This window comes from Vibrio splendidus (genome assembly GCF_024347615.1).
GTDB classification, from domain to species: domain Bacteria; phylum Pseudomonadota; class Gammaproteobacteria; order Enterobacterales; family Vibrionaceae; genus Vibrio; species Vibrio splendidus.
Window position 1 is genome coordinate 964586 of sequence record NZ_AP025509.1, and the last position, 24800, is coordinate 989385.

The following is a 24800-nucleotide window of genomic DNA, read 5'->3' on the forward strand; positions in this document are numbered from 1 at the left end:
TTACTCAGGAAGAAGTAGATGAGCAATATAGAAAAAGTATACGGATTTAATACGCCCCAACGACTCTTTGTCGGATACACGCTTGCGGTACTCGTCGATTTAACCGTTCTTAATTTTTTTGATGAATACTGGGACTTCGTCAATATCGAGTCTTTCACCATCTCATTTGCAGCTGCGATTCTGCTCCAGCTATTGCTCAAATTGTCTATCGGTTTAGAACATAAGCTGGCTGATTACTTCAAATCTAAACCGGGGACTGCGCCTAAGATTTATCGTGGTTTATCCAGTTACGTCATCTTAGTAGGTTCTAAGTTTGTAATGCTGGAAGCCATCAATATCTTATTTGGCGACAAGGTAGATTTCACAGGCCCTTGGAATGGTGTGGTGGCGTTTTTCGCTGTGGTATTTACTATTTTGGTCGCAGAGATTATTGTTTCAAAGATCTACTTCGCACTTGATGACACGCCCAAAGCCGAAAAAGCATAGCCGCTTTTGATACAGACCTAAGACAAAAAAAGTGAGCCAAACAGGCTCACTTTTTACATCTATTCTTTAGGTTTCAGCGATTAACAAGCAGAGAAGTTAGATAAAGACTCTCGCTCTAATACCAAACACCCAAGCGCTGCTTTCATTGGAGAATGCAGGATCCTTTATGTACTGGATGTCAGGTGTCACTTGGATGAAATCGTTGAGTTGCATGTTGTAGTAAATTTCAGCCGTCCATTGCTCTGTATTACCACTTATTGCTTTCGCATCAGCTGCAAAAGAATCACCATTCACTTCCGCCCAATTTAGCGCTACACCAAGGTTGTTGGTCGGCTTTCCTAATCCAAAGTAACCCATACCAACAGAAATCGATTTATCGTAAAGGGCAACATCCCCTTCAGAGAAACCACCACGTACAAACGGCATAGCTTGATCAGTCATGAACTGACTCCATGAGAAGTTAACGCCCGAGCCACCTTCCGCAGCAAGGCTATTACTGTGGCGAGTATCGTCACCAAAGTCCCAGAACGTCACATGGAAGTTATCGGTATAAATCAGTTCTTGTGAAGCCGTCCAACCTAATTCAAGTGTTGTAAAGTAAGACGCATCACTACCAAAAGCGCTATCAAAGCCATCAAAAATATCATCTGACTGACCATTTGCATCAGCGATACCACCGACCACATAAAAGTTTTCGCCTAGCATATGACCGGCAGAAAGGGCCAATACACCGTCATCCGGCAAGCCCATCGCACCGGAGCCTGTCGAGAATGCCAAGTTAGTAAAGCCAGACCACGGGCTTGCTAGAGCGTAAACATCCGCATAGTTCGTTACATCCTGCCAACCGACAACAATAGTCCCTTTGCCATCATTGATTTTTTGCTTCCAGTTTAAGTCCGTAACACGAAACCCTTGGTCACTGTATGCAGGGCCAATTGCACCAACATAGCCAAGCGGGCCGAATGAATAGTCTTTTGGCGCAGTATCACCATAGGCATGCCTATGTTCCACCTTCCAAACCAGGCTACCTGAGTTCTGTGTGTCCTTACCTAATAGATGCCATGAACCGTATAATCGTGCCACACCCGACGATGCATCAACGCTATCGCCGCCAACCCCATCCCCAGAGGTCAGCCCCAAAGCAAAGTAATCTGCACCAAATGTAAAACCATCTTCAGCTAATGACTCCCTCCAAGATTTCTTTTGTGCTTTCTGCTCTGCAATTGTATTTTCAACAGAATCTGGGCCTTCAAAGTTAGCGCCGTAAACAACGCCGCTCATTGGACTAGCCGCCATCACAATTGCCATACTTACTTTAGAGAATCTTGAGTTCATCATGTCACCAGTGCTTTTTAAGTTAGTTTTATTTTAGTTATTACTCACATTGAAAATTGTCATTTGATGACACTGAGTGATTTAGATACTTCCAACAATAGATTGTATTCAACTAGACGTACTAGCTAAGGTTGATACTGTTCTATACCGTCCGCTTTCATAGCATAGACCGACTGCACGTTGGCTGCGCCGTCAGAGTAATTCACATTTTCTTTCGATTGGTGCCCTGTTAACTGCCCTTCAACCCAAACCGGCGTCATTAAACTCACCAATTCAATGCCTTGCGGGTAGTCTATCAGCACCAGTTGATTCGCTGGAGGTGGTGGAGTGTGGATACAGGCTCCAGCAGAAGGTACTAAGAAAAACTTGGTCACCTTAGTTCCATCCATTTCAATCGGCGTGATGTAACCAGGGATACGATGTTTACTACCTACCACTTCAGTATTGGGTTTCGAACCCAACGCTTCGCGTTGCTTCATAATCTGTTCACGAGCTACAAATAACGCTTCAACATCGACGTTTTGTTTTCTCAACCTCTCTGTCACTTCAACGATTTCTTGCGTTGCTTCGTCACTTGCCACAAAACCGTCTTTAGACTGAGCCTCTTTAAAGCGAGCAATAGTCGCCATGTCAAACATCTGATTTCTATCTAACTTTTGAAATGGATCCTCCATTAACTCCATATTCGGAACTAACTCATCCCAGTACGTCACTTTTATTTCACTAGCCAATGATGAAAATGACAAACAACAGAACATCAAAAATGAGCATATTGATTTTAAATCAACCATCAAAATCTACTCCAACCAAACACAACAAAAAGGAAGTAGGTAGAGGAAAAGCTCCCCTACCAAATGATTAAAAATCGAATCGGAAATTACATTTCGTTGCGGTATACAACGCCATCTTTCATTACCAATTTGATAGTGTCGATGGTCTTGTATTCAGGATCAGCGTCAAACCATTCCGGAGTCGCGCCTATCACTGCCATGTCTTCCAATGGGTTACCATCAATCAATAAGATATCTGCAACCGCTCCATTTTCAATAACGCCTAATTTCCCTTGTGTGGTGCCTCTAGGGCCTGACATCGCCAACATCTCACCAGCCGTTGAAGTCATTTGTTTCAATACTTCAAAGTTGCTGCCGAAAGCTTGTGTGCGCCAGTAAATTTCGTAACGACGAGCTCGCTCTGCATCGGAATCTGCTCCTACATAGTCAGAGGCGAAAACGACCTTCACATTGTTTTCTAACAATCGTTTACCGTAATCACCGTATTCTTCTTGAAGTTGGGCGACCATTGGCAATTTCTCAGCTGGCATTAACGGGTTTTTCGCTAAATCTGGCGATAATCCCCACATTTGAGGAACAACATATCCGCCTTCTTTGGCAATTCTCTTCATCGTTTCATCATTAATAAAGAACCCATGTTCAAAGCTTTTAACGCCACAATCCAATAATCGATTTACCGATCGATCGTTAAAAGTGTGTGCCGCGACATAGGTATTCCAATCTTTAGCGGCTTCAACAATCGCACATGTCTCATCAACCGAGTATTGAGTCGTATCTATTGGGTCAAATCGAGATGAACCACCGCCACCAGCCATGATCTTGATTTGAGTCGCGCCATTTCGTAGGTTCAATCGTGTCGCTTTCAACACTTCTGGTACGCCATCGGCAACCGCACCAATACCCATTCGTTCGAAGTTGGAAATGTCACCTACAGAATTCGGTGTAAAACCGGGATCACTTCTATCTCGGAAATCACCATGCCCCGATGTTTGAGAGATAAATGCACCAGAAGGATAAATTCGAGGGCCAACGACATTACCACTCTCAATTTCACGTGCCAAACCAAAGGCGGGTCCGCCCATATCACGAACGGTAGTAAAGCCATCATCTAGGTAGCGCTTAGCTACTTGAGTCGCATGAATTGAGATGTCAGTGAGATCTTTGTTGGTTTCGATGTCACCAAAATTATAGTTAATCATGACATGGGCATGGCCATCGATTAAGCCGGGCATCAAAGTCTTGCCCTCGCCATCAATCACTTTAGCTTCACCGGCTTCTATTGGATTTGCGGAGATTTGCTTGATCAGGTTGTCTTCAACCAATACGTGATGGTCTTCGTAAAGTTTGTTTTCTGTACCATTGAAAATATCAACATTGGTGAATAACGTTGAAGCGGCATTTGCAGAAAGAGCAAATGAACACGAAAGAGCAATAACAGAGAGATTTAAGCCTGCATTTTTCATTTATACACCTTGATTCCGTTTATGAGTGGAGTCCACTTCCCATAACGATTCCGTAACTACTAATGAGTGTTATGAGGTTTCAAAGGTGTTTTTATTAGCCGCGATAATCACAAAAATCTAATCAAAATTCCGGGAGAAAATCGAGGTAAAAACAACTCATCCACATTCAATAACTTAGTAGTGATACTGCCAGTGTTCAAGGTTCACAAATGGCCATTTGGTGACAATAAATAATTATGCGTTCAAGCACCGGTTTCTGCTTAATGGCTGGAGCTATTACTTATTGGCTAGAGTTTCGCTGCGGAACTGTTATTGCCGGAGCTCTTACTGATAGCTTGGTACTGTTGCTTACCGACGTTAGCTGTACTCTTTTCGGTACTGTCTTGGCGTCATGTTCATCTGTCGTTTGAAGGCTCGGGTAAAGTGGGAAGAATCGGAATAGCCCATTTTCGCGCCTACTTGTGTGATCGATAGATCTGACTGCTTAAGCAATTCTAAAACCTGCTCAAGAACCATCTCTTCAATCAAGGTTTTGTAGACCACCCCTTCACTTTCCAACCGACGCTGGATCGTTCTGACATGAATATTTAGAATCTCAGAAGCTAAGCTAATTGGCAGTTTTCCCATCGTGAGATAAGGTTTTATAACAAGCTTAAAAGCGCTCAGAAATGAGTTAGGTAAAGGCTTAGTGAGATCTGATGCTTGAGCGACTTTGGGTAAAACAATCGGCGCAAGCATGATTTCTTCAGGGATCTCAAAGGCAGTGACCGGTCTATGCGTATAAAACTGAGCACTGCCCATTTGGGGAAGAGATTGAAAACATTCGAGATCGCCACTTTGAATTCCGACCTCAGACGGCTTCCAACGACCTTGTGTTAATACTGAAAGTAGCTCGTTGATGAAAATAACAGAGAACAGTTCAGCGAACTTAAACCACGGTGCGTTAGTAAACGGCTTCTCGCGAACCAACCACCACTTGCCTCCGGATTGCTTGGTATAGACATTCGCACCATTGGATACGAGCTTCAGCTGCTCACCAAATTGGTCTAGCGCGCTTTTCAATGAATCCTGCTGGCTTAGCTTAGCCACAAACCTTGGTACATAGGTTTGCTTACAAAAGCTCCACATAAAAAGCGAAAACTCTGCTCTCGACGCAGATTCCCCCATAATCTTGACCACATTCTTAACCGTGGTCTCAGGAAGATAATCGTAATGGTCATTACTGGTGAGAATATCATTAGGGATTTGGGCACTGCGTAACAAGGTATAGATTTCACCATCAATATGTTTGAACAGTTCCGCGAACAATTCGACTTCTTTCTTATCTACAACCGTCATTTGAGGGATATTCGGCATCCTTTCCTCTTAATCTGTTCTTTCACGAACTCAAATTATCACCTTATTTAAGATAGCAGAACAAACGCCCAGTTACCTAGACCTACTAACCGGGTACCTCCGTCAAAATAACGGATAAACAAACGGTTAGTAGCCAAACTAGTATTTACTGACTTGGTAGATTACTGAACGGCTAAGTCCGCTCTGCGTACCCAGAATGCTCGTATATGATCGTAAATCAGATTAAACACAAACGCGTAAATGGTAATAAAAATGGTCACGCCGATATCCATTAAAAATGCCTGCCAAATCCCCACATCAAGTAAGTAAGCCATCACTGGGATCGTCGCCACCAGCAAGCCTGCCTCAAATAGCACGACATGAAAAACACGTAACTTGAGCGAACGCTTTGATTTTTCACCCGTGAAGTAGCGATCAAAAATGCGGTTGAAACAGTAGTTCCAAATCATCGCGATGGTCGCAACAACTATCATGGTTCCTGATAAGGCATTCACATCATGATCAGTAAATATCGCTAAGCCTATAATTGATAGTGTTACGGCCAGTACTTCAAATAACACAGAGTGGAACAATCTTTCTAACGTACTCATACATTCCTCTAAATAATCTATTACGTGTTGGATTGGTCGAGATTATGTCACCTGAAATAATAAGAGAAAGTTAACAGCCATCACGATTAGTGATAGCCTGAGCATTATCATCCCATTTGGTATTGAGCGAGAAGTAACATGTACAGTTTTGAGCAACTAAAAGTCTTCGTCACCGTGTGTGAAAGTGGCTCTTTTTCTGCTGCAGCACGCAAGCTGAAACGCGCTCAGTCTGGTGTCAGCCAATCGATCGCCAACCTAGAAATAGCCATCGATCAAGAGCTGTTTAACCGCGAGAAAAACATCCCTGTTTTGACCAACACAGGTAAAGCCTTATTGCCTGTCGCTAAGTCGATTCTCGACCAACAAAAGTACTTCGACCAAAAAGTAGAATCGCTGACACAAGAAGATGAACACGAACTGATCATTGCCATTGATGAGAGCATCATAGATAAGAATTTCATTAAGATAATCAGCTCACTAGCCGATCAGTTTCCAATCACACACTTCGATATTATTACCACCTCAACCTTCGATGTTGAAGACTTAGTCAGACGCGGCAAAGCACAAATTGGCATCATCTATGCGGATGGTGAACTTAAAGTAGATATGGACTTCTTCTTACTGGGTCAAGCACGTTTTCTTACAGTTAGCTCCGCCACTCACGAGCTGAGCCAAATGCCCGTCGTTCAAGACTCAGACCTAAAGCGCTACCGCCAATGTGTGCATCGTAGTTCTAAGCAGCGCGAATTGTGGTTCACCTATGGCATCAGCTCCATGCTTTGGTATGCCAACAACCACAAAACGATCATCGATCTCGTTGAACAGAACGTAGGGTGGGCAAATGTGCCTGAAATGATGGTGATGGAAGGGATTCAAAAAGGCGATCTCGTAGCACTGCCAGTGGCACACGAGCATGGTGGTTGGATTACTCCAGTGGGTTGCTTAGTGTCTCGCAGCCATATCAATGGCCCAGTGTTAACAAGTTTACTTGAAAAACTAAAAGGCCACTCATTAGAGAACAATCAGTGGCAAGCCAACTAATCTCCCCCAATTCTTGAATTCAGCCTATTTTAGCAACTGAATCCTAAATCAATGACGATGGTGTTTTCTCCAGCACTACCTCATTTCCACTTTTTGTGCCGATAATTTTCTTTGTCGTGTGGATAAAACACCCTAGTTGATATCCCAAAGTGACATAACTAGTATGCGATCCCAAAGGGTTTGTCTTATCAAACTGATATCGACAAAACCAAATCGCTCTTTAACACCACTGACCCAACTTCAAATCTCCCACATAAGTGCCCCTGCCCTGCAACCACTTGTGACAGCTTCAAATAGATCACTTTTGAATATTGATTCGCACCCAGTTTATGAGCCCTCTTTGAGTGCTTTTTTATATCTAAATGAACCTTTTGGAAAATTTGTCGTGAACGTTTTAAGAAATATTTGCCCTGAGAAAATGGGTAAAGAGCGTAACAAACGAGAGTATGATTTACGCGTACTTAATTGTGTCAGTGAAAGCGAATATGAATCGCGTATGGCAGTTTGGAATAGCTTAACTTTGGTTGCTACTCCGTCTGTTTCAGAAACAAAAGGCTTCATCGATGAGGCTTTCAACAAACTTCAGCAAGACTTGAAAGAAGCGAGCCGCGAGTTATCGATTAACTACACAGACTTCATTGCAATGGCGCATGAAGAGCTTAACTACATTAAAGTGTTTGTTGCTGATAAGACCGCACAATACGGCTGGTATGCCGCGATCGTTCTTATGATCATCGGTACTGTTGCTTTATGCGCTCAGTAAACCAAACTGTGTATTAAATAAATTGTCTTAAAAGCTCAATCAATAGGCCAATTTAGCCTTTCTATGAACCTGTTGTTTAACTAGAAAACAAATGATTAACCTCATTTGTTTTCTAGCAGACACCCCTTCACTCTCCCATTAGAGACAAAAGATCCCGCGTCGCTTGTTTGGGATCTTCAGCGTGACATATCGCAGATACCAATGCTAACCCATGAATACCGCTCTCAACTAACTGCGGGATGTTCGATTCGTTAATTCCACCAATACCGACAATCGGTAACTTCGTTGTCTCCAACGCCATTTTAATACCGTCATAACCCCAATGTTTCTTAAGATTCGTCTTGGTCGGTGTGGCAAAAAGCGCACTGAGGCCAATGTAATCAATAGGCAGACTATCGGCTTCTTGAAGCTGTTGTTCAGTTTCAATCGATAACCCAAGAATCTTATCCGGACCAATCAACTGACGTGCTAACTCTGCAGGCATATCCGATTGCCCTAAGTGCAAACCATCGGCGTCGACAGCCAATGCAACGTCCACTCGGTCATTGATGATCAGCGGAACACCTGAGCCAACCAAAATCGACTTTACGGCTTGTGCTCGTTCAATGAAGGCTCTTACATCCCCATGTTTCTCTCTTACTTGAACCATAGTGACGCCACCAGCGACCGCTTGTTCAACCACAAACTTAAGCGTTTCTAAATCTTGCTGGTCATCCGTTACTAAATAGAGCTTATAAGGGTTCATATCGTACCTTTGGAGTCGATGTCTAAAATTGGCGTTGTACTATTTTACCGACAAATCACATCATGCGTATGGAAGTTAATACTAAATTAGCTCAATTACACACGCACCATCAAATACGCAACTCGTTGAAAGCATGCCGAAAAACCTGAATCTTTTAACTAAAGCGTTACTTATTACACAAAGTATTCACTTCAAGCATGCCCAGAACGCTGTTTTATGAAATACTCCAAGGTGAAGGAATCAGGTAAATATAGGGATAGTTATGCGCCACCTTTCTATAGCGCTCAAGATCAAGCTGGGTTATGCCATCTGCTTGCTCTTTTTCGTCATTTCAGGCTTTGTGAGTTACAAAGGTATCCAAACCTTGTCGAACGGCTTTAGCCAATACAGTGAGCTCAGCCAAAAAGCGACATTATCAAGCAACATTCAAGTGCACTTTCTTCAGATGCGTTTAGCTTCTGAACGTTACTTAGAGTCATTGGATGAACAGTACGAAACGAATTATCAATCAAGCAAACTTGCGATTGATGAACTGCTCTACAACTTAATCCAATCCACCACCAAAACCGATAGCCTAGCTAGCCTGCAATTAGTGCAAGACAGTGTGGCGGCGTTTGATGTGGCTTATGGTTCAATGAAACAGAGTGAGCTTCTCATAGACCAACTGGTCAACGTTGAGATGGTCCAACGAGAAACCAACGCACTGAAAGCGGCTCAGAGTTTGTTGTATGAGTCATACAATAACAATGATCCTAACGCGAGCTTATACGCGGGCATGTTGATGGAGAATTTCCTCGCAGCCAAGATCACCGTACTCAGTTATTCAAACAACAATGACCTCAAAACCTATGAAGCGGGTAAAGATATCTTTGAATACGCGCTACCAGGTATTGAAGGCGATATTGAATCTCTCAAATCATCGCCTTATCAAAGTGAGCTGATTGAAGACTTCTCAAACCAACGTGAAGCGTATGCAAAAGGCTTTGAGCAAGTTCATCAACAGATGCTTGAGAACACTCAAAGAACCGCTAGCCTTGCCTCTATTGGTGACAGCTTAGCTATCGCGGTAGCGGATGCTCAAAGTATTCTCGAGCAGCAGAAACAAGCACTCACGCCAGTACTGCAAGCCAGTGAAAAACGTTCAGTTCAAATCATCATCTTGCTAACGGGTGTCGCTTTAGTTATTGGCATGACGAGCGCTGTGTTGGTGACTCGCTCTATCACCAAAGGCATCGCACAAGTTAAACAGATCACCAATGAGCTTTCTCAGGGCAACCTGAATGTGGAAGTGAACATTGAGAGCAAAAATGAGATTGGTGAACTGCTGACTAATATGGAGATCACCATTGAATCTCTGCGCGATATTGTTGGCCAAGTGAACCGCTCTAGCGTGCGTATTGGTGAGATGTCGGAGTCACTCAATCAGGTGACAAACAACAGCTCGACCAACGCAACACAATTGAACAGTGAGATGATCAATATCTCTTCTGCCGTTGATCAATTGGCTTCGAGCACATCAGAAATTGCGGCAAGTGCTAACCACGCGTCTCAAGTTGCAAACCAAGCAACCGAGAATGTCGCGATGGGACTCAAAGAAGTAGACAAAACACTGCATGAAATTGGCAGCGCCGATGAAAGCATGCAGGTCAGCAGCCAGAAAGTGACGGACCTACACAAAGAGTCGATGAACATTGGCGCCATTCTTGAAGTAATCAAAGGCGTTTCTGAGCAAACCAACCTGTTGGCATTGAATGCGGCTATCGAAGCCGCGCGCGCAGGTGAACAAGGTCGCGGATTTGCTGTCGTAGCCGATGAAGTAAGAACGCTCGCTAAACGTACTCAAGACTCTGCAAGCCAGATTGATGAGCTCATCACCTCGCTACAGCGTGGCGCTAAAGATGCGTTAGAGTCGATCAAAGAGAGCCACAGCACGGTTTCAGATGCTTCAACTCAGGCACAACAAGCCTCTCAGAACCTGCATGTGATTAACCAACACATCCAAGATTTGAATCAGGCCAACAGCCAGATCGCAGTATCTGTTGACGAGCAAGATTGCTTGACCAAGTCACTGGGTGAAAATGCGCAAGGTGCAAACACCATCGCGCAAAGTAACCAAGAGTCAGTCAGCAGCATTTCAGGTGCAGCGAGCGACTTAACCGAAGTTGCTCACCACTTAGAAAGCCAAGTGAATCGATTTAGAACCTAACGAAGCCAATTGTTGATATAACGAGATAGCTAACACGACGACGAGTTAATACGGTTTTGAAGCAATAATAGAAAAGCCCTCAACACATATGTGCTGAGGGCTTTTTAATAAGCTACGAATGCAGATCTAGATTGAATCTACTGAATCTTCAAACGTTGGATCAACGTCTCTTCGTCCAATTGATACAACTCATCAAGCAAGTTCATTTGCAAACTACCTGGGCCGCGTGAGTTCTCAGCGGCGATTTCACCAACCACACCCAACACAGCTGCAGCAGCCAAACCACTATCATCACCGACTGCAGCGAAAGCTCCCGTTAATGCAGTAAGAGTACAACCCATGCCCGTCACATACGGCATCATTGGGTGGCCATTGTTTAACGTCACAACACTGTCTTTAGTGACAACGTAATCTGTCTCGCCAGAAATCACCACATTCGCACCGTATTCAGCGACTAAGCATTGCGCTGCGCCTAATGCGGCATCACTGCTATCTAGTGCATCAACGCCTTTGCTCTGTGCTTGCTCACCCGCTAGCGCGATAATCTCAGACGCATTACCACGAATGATCAATTTATCCGCTAAACGTGCAATTTCACGAGAAGTCTCGGTACGCAGTGTACTTGCGCCACAACCCACAGGGTCAAGCACCACAACCTTGTTGTTCGCGTTCGCTTGCTCAACAGCAAAGCGCATTCTCGGCGTCCAAACACTGTCTAACGTGCCAATGTTAATCACAAGCGCGCCAGAGAAAGACATCATCTCAGCCAGTTCTTGTTGTGAGTGCGCCATGATAGGCGAAGCGCCAATCGCTAATAACGCATTGGCCGTATTGTTCATCACAACGTAGTTAGTGATGTTCACAACCAGTGGCTTTTGCTCTCGTACTGCGCGCAACGATTGGATGATTTGTTCAGTTAGCATGGATAAATCCTTATTCGTAAAAGTCGCTTTTAAGCCGAAGTTGAGTCATTAAGTGCATTCAGCCCTTGCTGCCAAAAAGCCACTTCCATACGCGTTGCGGTTTTGAAGATATGAACGATGTTCTGACCGCGCTCGCTGTTGATATCAATTTCAGCAAGCAGTTGATTGAAGTATTCTGCGCCCGTTGCTACGCCAGACTGGAACTCTTCTCCGCCGTAAAGCTGAAGCCAGCTCGTGTATGGGTTGCCTTCTAAAACAGTATCGCTGCTTTCTAACAACGCTTTACCGATCACAGCGTAACCAATGGAACACGGAGCCAGTGCCGCATAAAGATCGACAAGATCACCCGTCATGCCTGCATCCAGAACGTAGCGCGTGTAAGCAACTGTACCGAAATCTTCCGGTTCGTTTTCTAGGTCAGATTCGGTTAAACCCCACTGACCACAGTAAGTCACGTGGTGAGAGATTTCAGAATCTAGCAGAGCATGAACACTTGGCAGTGCACGACGCATATCAGCCAAGGTTTTCGCCTTGTAAATCGCCAACGCATAAGCGCGAGCATATTGCTTCAAGAACAGAAAATCTTGTTTCAAATAATGCAGAAAACATGGCTGAGCAAGAGTGCCGTTTGCCAGCGTTTTAACAAAAGCGTGCTCAGTGTACTCTTGCCAATCTTGCTGACAGGCTTGGATTAAGTCTTGGTATTTCATGAGATTCCTTAGTCAAAAGTCGGTACGTAGTCAGCGGCTTTTGGTAGTGATTTGATAATGCCTTTGTCGAACATGAACTGTGCGTAATTGTCGTAACGTTTTAGGTCAACAGCAGAAGGGCGAAGCGCAAAACGAGTCAGCGTGTCGTTCCATGCGCGTTGGTTAAGCTCGTTGTTCAACGTATCTGGTGAATACGCAACAAACTCGCTCCATGACTCTTGTGGGTGGTTCACGATGTAAGTCGTTGCTTGTTCCAATGCTTTATTGAACGCTTTGATCGCTTCATCATCGTGCTGCTTTGCGTTCGCAACAAAAATAAGCTCATCGTAAGCTGGCACACCGTGCTCTTCTGGGAAGAACGCTTTTGCTTTAAAGCCTTCAAGGGCTAGCTGGTTGGTTTCGAAGTTACGTAGGCCACCCCAAATTGCATCTACCTTGCCTGATGCCAATGAAGACGACAGTGCCCAACCGACATTGATGGTTTGCACGTCGGTAAACGCAACATTTTCTTGCGCTAACATGGTGCCAATTGTTGCTTCTTCGTTTCCTGCGATCGCAATACCGATCTTCTTGCCTTTCAGATCCGCTAGTGAATCGTTCTTGCCGTTATCCAGAACCATTAGTGTGTTCAGTGGCGTCGCGATAAGGGTTGATGCACGAACTAAAGGAAGACCCGCTGCCACATCCATGATTAAACTTGGTTGGTAAGTTACCGCTAAATCGACCTTACCTGCCGCGACCAATTTTGCCGGCGTGCTTGGGTCTGCGGGTTCTTGAATTTCAATGTCTAAGCCTTGGTCAGCAAAGTAGCCGCGCTCTTGAGCGATCACAATCGGGCCATGGTTCGGGTTCACAAACCAATCCAACATCAATGTCAGTTTCTTTTGTTCAGAGTCCGCTAGAGCATGACCTGAAACCAATGAAGCAAGCAGTGCCACTGCACCTATCAATTTTGTATTTTTCACGGTTAACCTTTCCTTTTGAATATTATTCTTATGTTGAGCGAAGCTTTATTAAACAGGCTTTATTAAACGAAGCCTTATTAAACAAGTGTTATTGAGCAAGCCATCATTGGTTCTCCCAAGGAATAGCTTTTTTGAGTAATTTATCTGTAACGAAGTAGAGCGAGATAGACAGCACCGCCAAGATAAACAAGGCCGCAAACATCTCATCGATGATCATGCGCGCGTTGGCCTGTAGCATTAGATAACCCAGCCCTTCACTCGAACCCACCCACTCCCCGACGACCGCGCCAATTGGGGCAATAACCACCGCCACACGAATACCAGACGCCAGTGTTGGCAATGCAGCAGGCAATTGGATATAACGCAACAATTGCCATTTCGATGCACCCATCGTTTTGGCAAGATCGAGATAGCCTGTCGGTGTATTGCGTAGGCCGTCATAACAACAAGTGGTTACAGGGAAGAAGATAATGATCGCTGCCATCACCACTTTTGAGGCGATGCCATAACCAAGCCACAACATCAATACTGGAGCAATCGCAAACACAGGGATCGCTTGGCTAGCGATTAAGATAGGTAACAGCCAGCGTTTTAGTGGTTCGAACATCAACATCTGCAGGGCGAAAAATAGCCCCATCGACAAACCAAGTAGCAAGCCAAGTAAGATCTCTTGCGCAGTCACCCAAGTGTGTTTGAGCAATACATCGTAGCGTTCGAATAGTTTAATAAAGACTTCTGCAGGCGCTGGCAGAATGAAGCTCGGCATCTCGAAGATAACGACCACCATTTGCCATAAACCGAGAATCACAGCACTGCTGATAAGCAAACGCATAACGGGATTCATCTGACGAGGGCGTGTAATGGTAGTCTGTGCGTTAGTTGAATGAGCCACAGTTTCGCTTCGCGTTAGATCATTCATAATCACGCTCCAACTGATCTAAGATCGCTTGTTGTAACTCAGCACATTCACCATCTAACACTCTTGGTGTCGCTGTGTTAGGCACAGACAATGACTGAGCATTCGCGGGTGTGCCTTGCAACACATACAAATTGTCCGCCAAACGCACCGCTTCTTGTGGATCATGAGTGATCAACACAACGGTTTTACCTTTTAGTAGTTCACACGCTAAGCTTTGAAGCTTGTGTCTTGTTACCGCATCCAGCGCAGAGAAAGGCTCGTCCATCAGCACCACAGGCTTGTCTTGCATTAAGGTTCGAGCCAAAGCAACACGCTGGCGCATACCACCAGACAATTGATCCGGCATAGTAGACGCGTGATTAGCCAAACCAACCGCAGCTAACAACTCTAGTGCTTGGTTGGTTTGCTGTTCTTTATCAGAAACTGGATTTTGAAAGCGATGACTCAGGCATACATTGTCGATAACCGATAGCCATGGCAGTAACAAATCTTGCTGTGCCATGTAAGCGATGCGGTCCGTTAAAGGCAATTCATCGGACGTTGCCAATGTGCCCTGCCACTCCACCTTGTCGTCCAGCAAGCCTGCCAGATAACGCAATACCGTGGTTTTTCCGCAACCACTTCGACCCAGCAATACTGTCCACTTACCTGCGTTTAAGCTAAGCGACAACCCAGACAAGGTCGCGTACTCGCTGTCTCGGTAACGTAACGTCGCGTTGCTGAGTTGAACGCCAACCGTATTAACGGACATTACCGTGTCCAGCGAAGAAGTGATTTACCGGGCCATGACCTTGACCAACTTGCAACTCATCAGCATGAGCAATCGCGCGAGAAATGTATTGTTTGCCTAGGTCAACAGCTTCTGCCAGCGTGTTGCCCTGAGCCAAGAAAGAAGCAATGGCAGATGAAAGCGTACAGCCCGTGCCGTGGGTGTTTTTAGTCGGGAAACGCTTCGCGCTAATCAAGGCAGACGTCGTCGGGAGAATCAGTAGATCGTTACTGTTTTCATCTTTCTCTAAATGACCGCCTTTGAGAAGAACGGCTTTAGCACCTAGTGCGCGTAAATCTTCAATCATGCCCTGCATTTCAGCTTCGCTTTCAGGTACCGGCTTGCCTGTTAGCGCCGCACCTTCTGGCAAGTTAGGAGTAATGATGTCTGCCAGTGGAATCAGTTCTTGTTTCAGCGTTGTAATGGCAGAGTTTTCTAAGAGAAGATCGCCACTTGTCGCGACCATTACAGGGTCAATCACAAGATGCTTAGGTTGGTACTGATTAATTTTGTCCGCGACGACTTTGATGATTTGCGAATCAGCCAACATGCCGACTTTTACTGCCACGATATTCAGATCAGTAAAAACCGCATCTAACTGGCTAGCGACATGGTCGAGTGGAATAGGAAAAATGGCGGAAACGCCTTGCGTGTTCTGGGAAGTGATAGCGGTAATTACCGAACAAGCGAAACTACCTGTAGCAGACATAGCTTTAATATCAGCTTGGATACCTGCACCACCGCCACTGTCAGAACCCGCGATAGTTAAAACAATCGGAGTATTCGTGCGAATCGTGTCTTCTGCAGAGTGCTGTGAAACTGAGGCTTTTGGCGTTAAATCTTTTGAAATAGAACTGTGTGTCATTGTCGCTCCTACTATCTTACAAGACGTAGGAGAACGAACACTGATCGAAGGAGAAGTCGCATTAGGCTCATGAAAGTTTTCATGGGTGCAGACGTAGATCGAGTGCTTATAGTTCCCTACGCCAGTGTTAACTGAATCAGGTTCAACGGGTCTCGATTAACGATCTCAGCAAACACCAAATAAGGTATATGCCCCCCGACTATTGATAGCGATAGTAACAGCACTCTCACAACTGAGATACTGATTTTATTCAATTATAAGAATTACGCATGAATAAATTTCAATTAGGCACAACAAAACAAATACTTATAGCGTTCCTTTAGATGGCTTCGACTGTATCAACAAGCACAGCACAATCAGAGACATACCTAGCCAGCCTGTAAAAGGAATCAGCTCACCGACAACGCAGACGGCAAGCACCGCTGCAACTACTGGTTCAAACAGGGTCAGCAGGTTGGCACTGCTCGCGGTCACGTGGCGTAAACCAAAACTGAACGCGATATAGCCCACGCATTGTGGAATTAGTGTCAGATAACTGATGACTAATACGTTAATCTGCGAGGAAAACAGGTTCTCACCCGTAAACCAGAGTGTTGGCAGCAACAGCATCGCGCCGAGGCCAAAAATACTGCCCATCGCCGCTTGCGACTTAATCCCTTTATCGATCAGTGCTTTTGTCGCCCAAGAATAAATGGCGTAACACAACCCAGCGAGCAAACCTAAAGCAATACCCAACAGCTTGAGATCATCACCTGACTCATTCGCCGATGAAGCTTCTGAAAACACCAACAACCCAATACCCACCACACCAATCGCAAAGCTAGTGAGCCAACGTTTGTTGATATTATTCTTTTTGCTAATCAGACACTCTAACAATGCCGAAAAGAAAGGCGCGGTTGCAATCGAAACCACGGTACCAATCGCCACGCCTGATAATTTCATTGAAGAATAGAAAGCTAAAGGATAGACCGCCAAAGCCAAAGCGCTCACTGCCAACAGCCTCTTGTTCTGCAAAAGTTTATCGAAAGCGAATAGGATTTTTCGATACGCCAATCCCGCTTGCATTAGGCCACCGACGCCCATAGAGAAAGCACCAATCGCTAATGGGCTGAGATCAGGTGCAAAACTTGCGGCGGTGCCTGTCGTGCCCCATAAAATAGAAGCAAACAAGATGGCCAAAGTGCCCGTTTGGAATTCGTTAACGCGATTGATGGCAAGATTCATTTCTATTACCCAATTTTCAGTTCTGAAATAGATAATAGTGAAGATTGATAAAGTTTAGTTTGCCGAAAGGACGCTATTGTTGTTTTGAAAGACTCTCTTTCATCGAACCTAGAAACGCCCTTGGAGACATGCCAAAGTGCTGAGAGAAGCGACGACTGAAAGCAGACACGTCACTATAGCCCACATTTTCAGCAATCAATTGAACGGGTAGATCGGTATGAGTTAACAAGGCTTGAGCTTTCTCCATACGATATCGAGTGATGTATTTAAGCGCACTGATACCCAAGCACTCTTTGAAGCGTTTTTTGAATTGAGTGAGACTCAAACAGGCCGTTTCTGCAAGTTGTAGAATAGAGAGAGGTTGGGCGTAATTATCCGCTATCAGCCTTTGTACCGCGCGAATACGAGGGTCGATACTTTTGCTCACTTCTTGTTGCTCTAGCAGCAGTGAAAACACATCCAAAATAGATGACTCAATGCCACTGTCGACCTGATACTCCAGTTGCTTCTCAACAAACAGCAAGAAGCTCATTAAAGGTGGTGTTATCGTGAAAACCGAGAGCTCATGCTCTAACAAATGCTGCGGTAACTCTGCCATATCCGCGACAATAAACCGCGCGGCTTCATCCGCCTTAAACGCATGCGCGGTGGTTACTGGAATCACCACACATTCGCCCACGGCCACCTTGCCGACATACCCCACCATCTCGATATTGATACTGCCTTGGATCGGCAATACCAATTGGTGATGGTCATCATGAGCATGGGTATTAAATTGCTTGGTATAAGATCGAATGCTTAAGCTAGATTTCATAATCAACGCCGGAGTACATTTCGCTAGGTTAAAGTAAGAGATACAAAGTTACATCATCACTTCCCTAGAGTCACACTCAATGCTCATCAAATTCATGCTAGCTAGGTGACATGATCAAAAACGGCCTCCAAATGAGAGGCCGTTTTTATTAAAAATCGTTATTCACATCAAAGTTAGAATGACACTTGGCTGTCTTGACCAACAGTTACTTGCACGCCGTTTTGAGCTTCGTATATTTCGAACCCAGCGGCTAATGGTGCTGCATTGTCTTCATCACTGTCGTGTTGCGCAGTACAGGTATAACCCAATGAATAAATACCTGGATCAATGAAGCCCAGAGAAAACTCATAGTTGGTCTGTGCTTGATTCATTGTCACTGATGCTGAAGTGATCGGTTTCACTTCATCACTGCCGCCAATCGGAGCCATGTCAGCTTTAGCGATGTCACCTTCATATAGATAGATAGCTTGTACTGTCCCACCATTATCTGTCAGACAGTTTTTATAAGTTTGAAGTGCAACAGTACCTTCAATATTACCTGTTTTGGCCGTATTTATTAGGCTCACCGATGTGCTTTGAATTGTGTAATCAGGGAAGGTCGAACTGTTTTTTAAGCCTCGTCGAAGATCAAACTCTAATACGAAATTATTGCTTTGCTGATTAATATCAAATTTCTTATTAATGAAAACCACGCCAGCATTGTCTTCTTTACCAACAGATTGGGGGCATGAACGTTCGCCTTTGACGGATAGCTCCTGAACCGTATTGTCATCTTTTACAACATAAGATGGATCTGTTGGATGATCGCCATCATTCGCAAACACACACATTTGATAGCTACCTACGGGCACCACCTCATTTTCAATCAAAGGAAGCGCATCGCTGCCTTGGTAATCCAGCAAATTCACACTTAATGGAATCGGATCCTCACCATCTGGCAATGGATCGCCATTTTCATCAACGTAATCGCCGTTTTCGTCCGTTTTATACACATCATAAATCAGTGGTGAACCTCCCCCTTGAGGAAGCAAAGCGACCTTACTGAATGTCACAGTTACGTCTTTAACATCATCAATGGGCGCATCACTCACGCTCAAAGTAATTGGTGTCGTGCTGCTTGATGAACCTGAATCACCGCCACAACCAACAAGCCCAGCCAGCACAAGGCTCGCTAAAGCGGTTTCCTTTAAATACTTCATAACTCATTTCCTATAAATCACTGCTCGATAAAGGGCTTAGTTTGTTGCCCTCTTATTCTTTTCCTTAATGTGACTCATAGACAAACCGCGTTTATGGCCCAAATCGGCTAGCCCTATTATTTAGGGCTGTCTTCATCCAAAAACTCTGTTCATCAAGGTGCACATCTCAGGTCGCACATAGGTTAATTAAGTCTAGTAAGTAAATTGTCAGTAGTCGCACATATTTGGCAAGGTTGCTGTCAATTGTGTTGGAATGGTCGGTATGTATAGGGTCGGAGAGGATGATTGAAAGCACTCAAATCAAAGTCAAAAATCGCCCCCAAGATCAAAAAAGGCCGTTAAGACAGCCTATTGCTGAACTTAAACGACCTTTTTATTGAATGTGGATAACGCTAATTCGATATTAGCTCATTCAAATTCACTTATTTTTGAAGTTGCTCTTTAGCCGCTTCAACCTTAGAAAAATCTAGGCCAAGCTCTTCAACTGCTTCTTTGATTAGCGCAGGGTTTTGCATCACCTGACCCATCAGCATTTGAAGCTTATCTTGTGGTAAACCAAGTTGGCTGATTGTCGCCATTGCTGCAAGAGGGTTCTCTGTCAGCGTTTTGAATAGCTCACTGATCTGCTCGTCGCTAATATTGTTCTCTTTCAACATTGCTAAAATCGGGTTCATTTTTTTGCCTTTGAAACACTAAATTAAGTAGGAGCACAGCATACCATCTAGCTGTTCTCGATTGTACTAACAAGTGACGCTTTGGTTTAACGCGAACCGCACTTTTCCCAAACGCAAATAATGCTTGGGCTTAGCGAGACTCTAATGGGTAAGAACGGTAGCTCCACATGCCATAAGTTCTTAGAGCATCACGGTAGATACCTAATAGCTCACCACTGCTCGCTTTCTTAAGATCTTCTAGCGGCTTGTCTGGGTAAGAAACCGTATCGAAGGTAATGCCCTGAGGGCCAGTTTGCCAGCTCGCGATCTCAAACAGAGTTTGACCACGACGAACATGGCTTGCCGAGCTGATAATGGTCGCATGTTTAATATCATGACGAGCAAGCGCATAGCTACTGAACAAGGCGTTGCCTACCGTGCTGGTCGCGTAGTTCTCTTCAATGATGCGGTCTTTGCTTACCCCTTTTGAGATAAGCCAATCCGCCATTAACTTGCCTTCTGTCTTATGGTTCTTAGGCACGCCGCCGGTCAACACGATCATCGCATCAGGGTTCGCTTTCGACATTGCTAATGTTGTTTCAAGACGTTCAATCAGGATTTGATGCATAGAGCCATCAGGGTTAAGCGCGTAGCCCAAAGTGACGATGGCACCGTGGTCATCCAATAAACCTTTGTCTGCCGACTCTTTCAGTGGTGTTTCTAACACGCGGTCGACCGTAGCAAAAATACGCTTGATGTCTTCGGCTTTGCCCTTGTTCAGGTTTTCCAGTTTCTCCATGTGCTTGTTGGATTCACTGTCATTGCCTTCAAATCTTTGCCAAACAGCAAGATACGCATGTAAGTCGACATCGTCTGGCGCAACCGTCAATGCTTGCTCAAACAGCTCAATAGCGCGCTCTGCATTCTTGTTGTAGATCTGAGCGTTCGCTGCCGAGATCAGCAAGTCAGTGCGGTAAGGTTCTAACTGGTACGCTTCTAACAATCGGTTAGTCACAATTTCCATGTTGCTTGGCATTTTAGCCGTGAAGCCCGCGTGTGAAATTCTTGCCGGAGACTTAAACGCCTGCAACGCATCAAGAAGTAATTGGTCGACAACTTGTCGCTTAGTCACCAACTGCGCGTAATCCGCAGAAGCCTGTACTGCGCCATCGTTAGCAGCAAAAGAGTAAGGTGTTGCGCCAAAAGCAAGCATGCCACCAAGAGCGAGGGCGATAATGTTCTTTTTCATGGAAAGATCCTGTGTCGTTAAGTGTTCACATCAGATTTGCTCCCCAATGTAAGTCCCTAAGATTAAAAAACTGTGAACCAAACCTTACTCCCCAAGGTTAATATTCATTTGTTGCATAAGATGTGGCTGCAGATCACGATTTTATGCGCCAGAGTAAGCTCAGATATCTAGATAGCTTCGAGTTATAAGAAGCTCCCTTGATTACTTTGGAATAGTTAACTTCGCCCCCCACACGCCTATTCCATCTAAATTCGTAAGTTTCGAAGCTCAACATCAAACCTAAATGTGCATTTTATGTTCATTATTTCAGCAACTTAAAATGCTATCTCTCTACAAGTCGACGCTCATTCACGTTTGCTCAACCAAGTTCAAAAAGCACAGAGTGTGATATCAAATCAGTCAATTCACAGAAAATTCAAAAATCACTTATTGAACGATCGTTCAAGTGATGCTTTAATGAATCACCAATACAAGGAGTTACCCCATGCTTAAGTTCTATTTTCACCAAACACCCAACCCAATGAAGATCGCTCTGTTTCTAGAAGAGACAGGCCTAGATTTTGAACTTGTTCCTGTCGATACCTTAAAAGGCGAGCAACACACACCGGAATATCGTTTGATCAATCCAAACGGCAAAACGCCCGCGATTGAAGACGAAGGACAACGTGTATTCGACTCTAACGCTATCCTGCTGTACCTATCCGAGAAAACAGGCAAGCTAGCTGGTCAGCCAGAAGATAGAGCCGAACTGCTATCTTGGATGATGTTTATTGCGAGCGGCCTTGGTCCATACTCTGGCCAATCGGTACACTTCCGTCATGCTGCACCAGCAGGCTTAGATTACGCGGTAAATCGTTATCTACGCGAAGCACAACGTCACTACGAAGTGTTAGAAAAGCACATGGAAGGTCGTGAGTTTTTCGTCGGAAATGAGTACACCATCGTCGATGTCGCGGCATGGGGTTGGATTGATAAAGCACCGGTTGTGCTTGGTGAAGAAGGCTTAGAACCTTACCCGAATTTGAAGCGCTGGTTCGATGCAATCAACGCCCGCCCTGCTGCACTGCGTGCTCGCGAAATCGGCAAAGGCATTGAGTTTAAAACCGAACGTGATGAAGAAGCGAAACGAGCACTGTTTCCTTCAAATTATGCGAAATAACCAAACGCAAAATAACTACGCGCAAGATAAACAAGCTGTACGCAATCTCTAAGTTAAACGAGTACAACTCAAACAACAAAAGAGCGACTAACATGCCGCTCTTGTGTTGTTCAATTCATATACGCTGCATGAGCTTACTATTCAGGTCTCGCTACAAAGTTAATCTCTCCAGAACCCGTTAAATATGGGTCTTTGATCTTACCGCTTATCTCATTCTCAGAAACAAAGTCAATCAACAATCGTGAAGCAAACTCGGAGTAGTACAAACTCTTAAATGTGCCATCAGTTAGTAAGATTGAGGCTGACGCTCGAGTACGACCGTCAACACTCAATCGGTAATAACGACCGCCGCTAAATGTTAATACCGCGTCTGGGTAAGAATCAATCTTCCATGACTTACTTTCTAAAAATGAAAACGTAGTTTGATTAATTTCAAAACCTTGAACCGCGTACTTTAGTTCACCATTAGAGTTAAGAAATACGATCTCTGGCCTACCGTTACCATTTAAATCGGCTAATTCGAACTGCTGAACATCTTCACCAGGGAGCAGTGCTTTAGGAGCTATATATGACATCTCATAAGCAGAAGCTTGAAGTGATATAAATGAAATTAAAGACGTCAATAACACTCGTGCATTCATTGCTACTTTCCTTTATATATTAGTATTTTTAAAAAAATTCACGAACTGAAAAGTAAAAGCACTTACATACCAAGAAGGCTTTTCATGTCACCAGACATATTAAGCATCCAATATTCGCCATCGCTTTTAAGCGTAATAATTTCATATTGAGTAGTGATTCGGCCGCCGAACTGCTCTTTTTTCTCAACCGTAATATACTTTTGACCTTGGTAATCAAAGTCATTAATTACACTGAACGAAGATAATTGAGCAACATTGGAGCCTTGAGCAACCTTCCGAATATTCAAGAAAGTATTCATAAAGACTTTTTCGTCCATAATCGCGATATCTTCTCTGGTAACTCCAGAACCAAAGGCAATATTCGCAATATCAAGAACATTCTGATTTTCGTTTTGAAGACCTTCCATAATGATGGATTTGAGGTCTCTAATGACATCCGTATGATAGAAACTTGCAGACTGGTTAAAACCGACCTTAGTGATGAAATCAAAATACTGCTCAACAAACTCAACGGGATCTTGAGACAAAGATAGCTCCCCTTCAACCACGACATCGACGTTTTCAATCAATGCGAATACTGAACTGTAAGGCGTAAAGTTGATACGTTTGTCAACCAACCAATTCTTGTAAACCCACGATGATTCGTCCAGGCAATGCTGTGAAACTTCTGCCAACGGCACTCTGTCGCCAATAGTGGTATTGTGTGTTTTTTCACCTTGAGTGTTTATCGCATACGTGTAAACCAAAACACCAGATTGCGGATAACGCGCCTCTCCATCTATCTCACTAAACGTAGTGTTGATACACACTCTATCTATGCTATTTAGCGCTATTGGCAATAAGGCACTGGCTTCAGCCCTCTGTGTCAAATATCCCTCACTAAAATCGAAAAAATCAAAGCTAGGAGCTTGATACAGATTGGGTTCTTCAGTCAGTGTAGGGAGACCATGTTTTAAATTTGGACTAACCGTGTATGTTTCACTCGCAGCGTTCGCTGATAATAATAACATTGTTAATGGTGCGATATTTTTCATTATTTACTTCCTTTATTTTTGGCGAGAATATCTTTTATCCTGATAAAAAATTCAACCGTATAAACAGTAAAATAAGCAATAAAAAACTCATCTGTGATTACAATCAACTATATAAGCTTAATAAAATACAATTAAAACAATAAATAAACAAAACACTATAAGCTATAAGCTATAAGCTATAAGCTATAAGCTATAAGCTATAAGCTATAAGCTATAAGCTATAATTAACTATTGATAGTAGTAACTAAAGTTACAACTGTAGATATAAACCTCTATTTATCTCTTTCGCATTCTAATTAATTTAAATTAAAAATGGGATCATAAAATAAAATATTGATAAAAATAAAAAAACGATTACATTCACTTCCTGTACTAAATAAGCAATTACACAATATTATTATTAACATCACTTTAAAATACCTTATATCTCAAAGTTATTATTAGCTAACCGAAAATTTCACACCATAAGTGAAAGATAAAATCTATAACCTACGTGATTTCAACCTATCTTAAAGAGCCACTCCAAATGAAAAGCAAACTCGCATTATTAGCACTACTCTCGTTCAACACAGCTTCAGCCAACGACTTATTCTTATTTGAACAAGTCACCGCTTTCAAGTTAGGCGGTGAGCAACATAGCCTTAGTGGAATAGAAAAGCACACGCAGCAGAGAATTCGTATTGAGTGGCGAGAAAACCCTTACGAGAATTCACAGCGTTTAGATAGATGTATTACAACGTTCCAACAAGCAATGAACCAACCGGAACGTTATTACTTGCATGTTGAGCTCGCACAATCGACGTTCATAGGCTGTGAAATCGGAGTGAAGGAAAGCTTGTTAGCAAACTGATCCAGACAGATTTGATAGTCTACGATTAGTATTCGTTATTACTAATCTTG

General features: G+C 43.9%; 25 protein-coding genes and 1 riboswitch. Of the genes, 6 read left to right on the top strand and 19 right to left on the bottom strand.

The features are described 5' to 3' along the window. Positions 1 to 18: 18 nt before the first annotated feature. The gene (locus OCU90_RS21515) at positions 19 to 486 is read left to right on the top strand and encodes a hypothetical protein (protein ID WP_004731619.1); all 468 of its coding nucleotides are present in this window, start codon (positions 19 to 21) and stop codon (positions 484 to 486) included. Positions 487 to 582: 96 nt separating this feature from the next. Here the strand turns inward: OCU90_RS21515 and OCU90_RS21520 are convergent, their stop codons facing one another. From OCU90_RS21520 to OCU90_RS21540, 5 genes are all read right to left on the bottom strand, one after another. Beyond that, positions 583 to 1782: a carbohydrate porin gene (locus OCU90_RS21520; protein ID WP_061022316.1), complete on the bottom strand. Its 1200-nt coding sequence runs from the start codon at positions 1780 to 1782 to the stop codon at positions 583 to 585. A gap of 164 nt (positions 1783 to 1946) precedes the next feature. Continuing rightward, the gene (locus OCU90_RS21525) at positions 1947 to 2495 is read right to left on the bottom strand and encodes a DUF3299 domain-containing protein (protein ID WP_235447498.1); all 549 of its coding nucleotides are present in this window, start codon (positions 2493 to 2495) and stop codon (positions 1947 to 1949) included. Positions 2496 to 2698: 203 nt separating this feature from the next. Then, positions 2699 to 4075, bottom strand: a complete 1377-nt coding sequence (locus OCU90_RS21530; protein WP_061021938.1) for a metal-dependent hydrolase family protein — start codon at positions 4073 to 4075, stop codon at positions 2699 to 2701. 357 nt (positions 4076 to 4432) lie between these two features. Beyond that, on the bottom strand, positions 4433 to 5413 hold the full coding sequence (locus tag OCU90_RS21535) for a helix-turn-helix domain-containing protein (RefSeq protein ID WP_061022319.1): 981 nt from the start codon (positions 5411 to 5413) through the stop codon (positions 4433 to 4435). 179 nt (positions 5414 to 5592) lie between these two features. After that, complete coding sequence (locus OCU90_RS21540; protein WP_061021940.1) at positions 5593 to 6021, bottom strand: PACE efflux transporter; 429 nt, start codon at positions 6019 to 6021, stop codon at positions 5593 to 5595. A gap of 138 nt (positions 6022 to 6159) precedes the next feature. On the opposite strand from OCU90_RS21540, the gene OCU90_RS21545 reads away from it, so the two are divergent. Together OCU90_RS21545 and OCU90_RS21550 are read left to right on the top strand one after the other, a co-directional pair. After that, positions 6160 to 7062, top strand: a complete 903-nt coding sequence (locus OCU90_RS21545; protein WP_061021942.1) for a LysR family transcriptional regulator — start codon at positions 6160 to 6162, stop codon at positions 7060 to 7062. A gap of 418 nt (positions 7063 to 7480) precedes the next feature. After that, complete coding sequence (locus OCU90_RS21550) at positions 7481 to 7825, top strand: hypothetical protein (protein WP_009844840.1); 345 nt, start codon at positions 7481 to 7483, stop codon at positions 7823 to 7825. Positions 7826 to 7952: 127 nt separating this feature from the next. Here the strand turns inward: OCU90_RS21550 and thiE are convergent, their stop codons facing one another. Further along, a complete protein-coding gene (gene thiE / locus OCU90_RS21555) occupies positions 7953 to 8570 on the bottom strand; it encodes a thiamine phosphate synthase (RefSeq protein WP_061021944.1) in 618 nt (205 codons plus the stop codon). A 262-nt stretch (positions 8571 to 8832) separates the two neighbouring features. Here thiE and OCU90_RS21560 point away from each other — a divergent pair, with 262 nt between their 5' ends. Next, entirely contained in the window at positions 8833 to 10776 is a 1944-nt protein-coding gene (locus OCU90_RS21560; RefSeq protein ID WP_061021946.1) for a methyl-accepting chemotaxis protein, read from the top strand. 137 nt (positions 10777 to 10913) lie between these two features. Here the strand turns inward: OCU90_RS21560 and thiM are convergent, their stop codons facing one another. The 11 genes from thiM to OCU90_RS21615 all read right to left on the bottom strand — a co-directional run bounded on the left by thiM (position 10914) and on the right by OCU90_RS21615 (position 21066). Then, entirely contained in the window at positions 10914 to 11699 is a 786-nt protein-coding gene (gene thiM, locus OCU90_RS21565; RefSeq protein WP_017081466.1) for a hydroxyethylthiazole kinase, read from the bottom strand. A gap of 29 nt (positions 11700 to 11728) precedes the next feature. Next, a complete protein-coding gene (tenA, locus tag OCU90_RS21570; RefSeq protein WP_061021949.1) occupies positions 11729 to 12409 on the bottom strand; it encodes a thiaminase II in 681 nt (226 codons plus the stop codon). An 8-nt stretch (positions 12410 to 12417) separates the two neighbouring features. Further along, a complete protein-coding gene (locus tag OCU90_RS21575; RefSeq protein WP_061021951.1) occupies positions 12418 to 13374 on the bottom strand; it encodes an ABC transporter substrate-binding protein in 957 nt (318 codons plus the stop codon). 103 nt (positions 13375 to 13477) lie between these two features. Next, entirely contained in the window at positions 13478 to 14293 is an 816-nt protein-coding gene (locus tag OCU90_RS21580; protein WP_061021953.1) for an ABC transporter permease, read from the bottom strand. Continuing rightward, entirely contained in the window at positions 14286 to 15044 is a 759-nt protein-coding gene (locus tag OCU90_RS21585; RefSeq protein ID WP_061021955.1) for an ABC transporter ATP-binding protein, read from the bottom strand. Before OCU90_RS21585 ends, OCU90_RS21580 begins: the two co-directional genes overlap by 8 nt. Beyond that, complete coding sequence (gene thiD, locus OCU90_RS21590; protein ID WP_061021957.1) at positions 15034 to 15927, bottom strand: bifunctional hydroxymethylpyrimidine kinase/phosphomethylpyrimidine kinase; 894 nt, start codon at positions 15925 to 15927, stop codon at positions 15034 to 15036. Before thiD ends, OCU90_RS21585 begins: the two co-directional genes overlap by 11 nt. A 96-nt stretch (positions 15928 to 16023) precedes the next feature. Then, positions 16024 to 16135: riboswitch (TPP riboswitch) on the bottom strand. Between the two features lie 98 nt (positions 16136 to 16233). Continuing rightward, positions 16234 to 17151, bottom strand: coding sequence for a DMT family transporter (locus OCU90_RS21595; protein WP_061021960.1), 918 nt, complete (start codon positions 17149 to 17151; stop codon positions 16234 to 16236). Between the two features lie 73 nt (positions 17152 to 17224). After that, on the bottom strand, positions 17225 to 17965 hold the full coding sequence (locus OCU90_RS21600) for a helix-turn-helix domain-containing protein (RefSeq protein ID WP_061021962.1): 741 nt from the start codon (positions 17963 to 17965) through the stop codon (positions 17225 to 17227). Between the two features lie 173 nt (positions 17966 to 18138). Then, complete coding sequence (locus tag OCU90_RS21605) at positions 18139 to 19164, bottom strand: DUF4382 domain-containing protein (RefSeq protein ID WP_061021964.1); 1026 nt, start codon at positions 19162 to 19164, stop codon at positions 18139 to 18141. Positions 19165 to 19586: 422 nt separating this feature from the next. Continuing rightward, positions 19587 to 19838, bottom strand: coding sequence for a DUF2999 family protein (locus tag OCU90_RS21610; RefSeq protein WP_004731647.1), 252 nt, complete (start codon positions 19836 to 19838; stop codon positions 19587 to 19589). A 130-nt stretch (positions 19839 to 19968) separates the two neighbouring features. After that, positions 19969 to 21066 carry a YdcF family protein gene (locus OCU90_RS21615; RefSeq protein WP_061021967.1) on the bottom strand — a complete coding sequence of 366 codons (1098 nt, stop codon included), beginning with the start codon at positions 21064 to 21066 and terminating at the stop codon, positions 19969 to 19971. A gap of 484 nt (positions 21067 to 21550) precedes the next feature. Between OCU90_RS21615 and OCU90_RS21620 the strand changes: the two genes are divergently transcribed. Then, positions 21551 to 22225: a glutathione S-transferase family protein gene (locus tag OCU90_RS21620; RefSeq protein WP_061021969.1), complete on the top strand. Its 675-nt coding sequence runs from the start codon at positions 21551 to 21553 to the stop codon at positions 22223 to 22225. Between the two features lie 137 nt (positions 22226 to 22362). Here OCU90_RS21620 and OCU90_RS21625 read toward each other — a convergent pair whose 3' ends face one another. Both OCU90_RS21625 and OCU90_RS21630 read right to left on the bottom strand, forming a co-directional pair. Beyond that, a complete protein-coding gene (locus OCU90_RS21625; protein ID WP_017105147.1) occupies positions 22363 to 22866 on the bottom strand; it encodes a hypothetical protein in 504 nt (167 codons plus the stop codon). Between the two features lie 62 nt (positions 22867 to 22928). Continuing rightward, entirely contained in the window at positions 22929 to 23900 is a 972-nt protein-coding gene (locus OCU90_RS21630) for a hypothetical protein (RefSeq protein WP_017105148.1), read from the bottom strand. A 526-nt stretch (positions 23901 to 24426) separates the two neighbouring features. On the opposite strand from OCU90_RS21630, the gene OCU90_RS21635 reads away from it, so the two are divergent. Next, positions 24427 to 24750 (top strand): hypothetical protein, encoded by a 324-nt coding sequence (locus OCU90_RS21635; protein WP_017105149.1) that lies wholly within the window; start codon positions 24427 to 24429, stop codon positions 24748 to 24750. Positions 24751 to 24800: the final 50 nt, after the last annotated feature.

What these genes read in the sequence shown, in the direction of transcription:
- OCU90_RS21515 (WP_004731619.1), top strand. Translation starts at nt 19, where the DNA reads ATGAGCAATATAGAAAAAGTATACGGATTTAATACGCCCCAACGACTC.
- OCU90_RS21520 (WP_061022316.1), bottom strand. Translation starts at nt 1,782, where the DNA reads ATGGCGGCTAGTCCAATGAGCGGCGTTGTTTACGGCGCTAACTTTGAA.
- OCU90_RS21525 (WP_235447498.1), bottom strand. Translation starts at nt 2,495, where the DNA reads ATGGAGGATCCATTTCAAAAGTTAGATAGAAATCAGATGTTTGACATG.
- OCU90_RS21530 (WP_061021938.1), bottom strand. Translation starts at nt 4,075, where the DNA reads ATGAAAAATGCAGGCTTAAATCTCTCTGTTATTGCTCTTTCGTGTTCA.
- OCU90_RS21535 (WP_061022319.1), bottom strand. Translation starts at nt 5,413, where the DNA reads ATGACGGTTGTAGATAAGAAAGAAGTCGAATTGTTCGCGGAACTGTTC.
- OCU90_RS21540 (WP_061021940.1), bottom strand. Translation starts at nt 6,021, where the DNA reads ATGAGTACGTTAGAAAGATTGTTCCACTCTGTGTTATTTGAAGTACTG.
- OCU90_RS21545 (WP_061021942.1), top strand. Translation starts at nt 6,160, where the DNA reads ATGTACAGTTTTGAGCAACTAAAAGTCTTCGTCACCGTGTGTGAAAGT.
- OCU90_RS21550 (WP_009844840.1), top strand. Translation starts at nt 7,481, where the DNA reads ATGGGTAAAGAGCGTAACAAACGAGAGTATGATTTACGCGTACTTAAT.
- thiE (WP_061021944.1), bottom strand. Translation starts at nt 8,570, where the DNA reads ATGAACCCTTATAAGCTCTATTTAGTAACGGATGACCAGCAAGATTTA.
- OCU90_RS21560 (WP_061021946.1), top strand. Translation starts at nt 8,833, where the DNA reads ATGCGCCACCTTTCTATAGCGCTCAAGATCAAGCTGGGTTATGCCATC.
- thiM (WP_017081466.1), bottom strand. Translation starts at nt 11,699, where the DNA reads ATGCTAACTGAACAAATCATCCAATCGTTGCGCGCAGTACGAGAGCAA.
- tenA (WP_061021949.1), bottom strand. Translation starts at nt 12,409, where the DNA reads ATGAAATACCAAGACTTAATCCAAGCCTGTCAGCAAGATTGGCAAGAG.
- OCU90_RS21580 (WP_061021953.1), bottom strand. Translation starts at nt 14,293, where the DNA reads ATGAATGATCTAACGCGAAGCGAAACTGTGGCTCATTCAACTAACGCA.
- OCU90_RS21585 (WP_061021955.1), bottom strand. Translation starts at nt 15,044, where the DNA reads ATGTCCGTTAATACGGTTGGCGTTCAACTCAGCAACGCGACGTTACGT.
- thiD (WP_061021957.1), bottom strand. Translation starts at nt 15,927, where the DNA reads ATGACACACAGTTCTATTTCAAAAGATTTAACGCCAAAAGCCTCAGTT.
- OCU90_RS21595 (WP_061021960.1), bottom strand. Translation starts at nt 17,151, where the DNA reads ATGAATCTTGCCATCAATCGCGTTAACGAATTCCAAACGGGCACTTTG.
- OCU90_RS21600 (WP_061021962.1), bottom strand. Translation starts at nt 17,965, where the DNA reads ATGAAATCTAGCTTAAGCATTCGATCTTATACCAAGCAATTTAATACC.
- OCU90_RS21605 (WP_061021964.1), bottom strand. Translation starts at nt 19,164, where the DNA reads ATGAAGTATTTAAAGGAAACCGCTTTAGCGAGCCTTGTGCTGGCTGGG.
- OCU90_RS21610 (WP_004731647.1), bottom strand. Translation starts at nt 19,838, where the DNA reads ATGAACCCGATTTTAGCAATGTTGAAAGAGAACAATATTAGCGACGAG.
- OCU90_RS21615 (WP_061021967.1), bottom strand. Translation starts at nt 21,066, where the DNA reads ATGAAAAAGAACATTATCGCCCTCGCTCTTGGTGGCATGCTTGCTTTT.
- OCU90_RS21620 (WP_061021969.1), top strand. Translation starts at nt 21,551, where the DNA reads ATGCTTAAGTTCTATTTTCACCAAACACCCAACCCAATGAAGATCGCT.
- OCU90_RS21625 (WP_017105147.1), bottom strand. Translation starts at nt 22,866, where the DNA reads ATGAATGCACGAGTGTTATTGACGTCTTTAATTTCATTTATATCACTT.
- OCU90_RS21630 (WP_017105148.1), bottom strand. Translation starts at nt 23,900, where the DNA reads ATGAAAAATATCGCACCATTAACAATGTTATTATTATCAGCGAACGCT.
- OCU90_RS21635 (WP_017105149.1), top strand. Translation starts at nt 24,427, where the DNA reads ATGAAAAGCAAACTCGCATTATTAGCACTACTCTCGTTCAACACAGCT.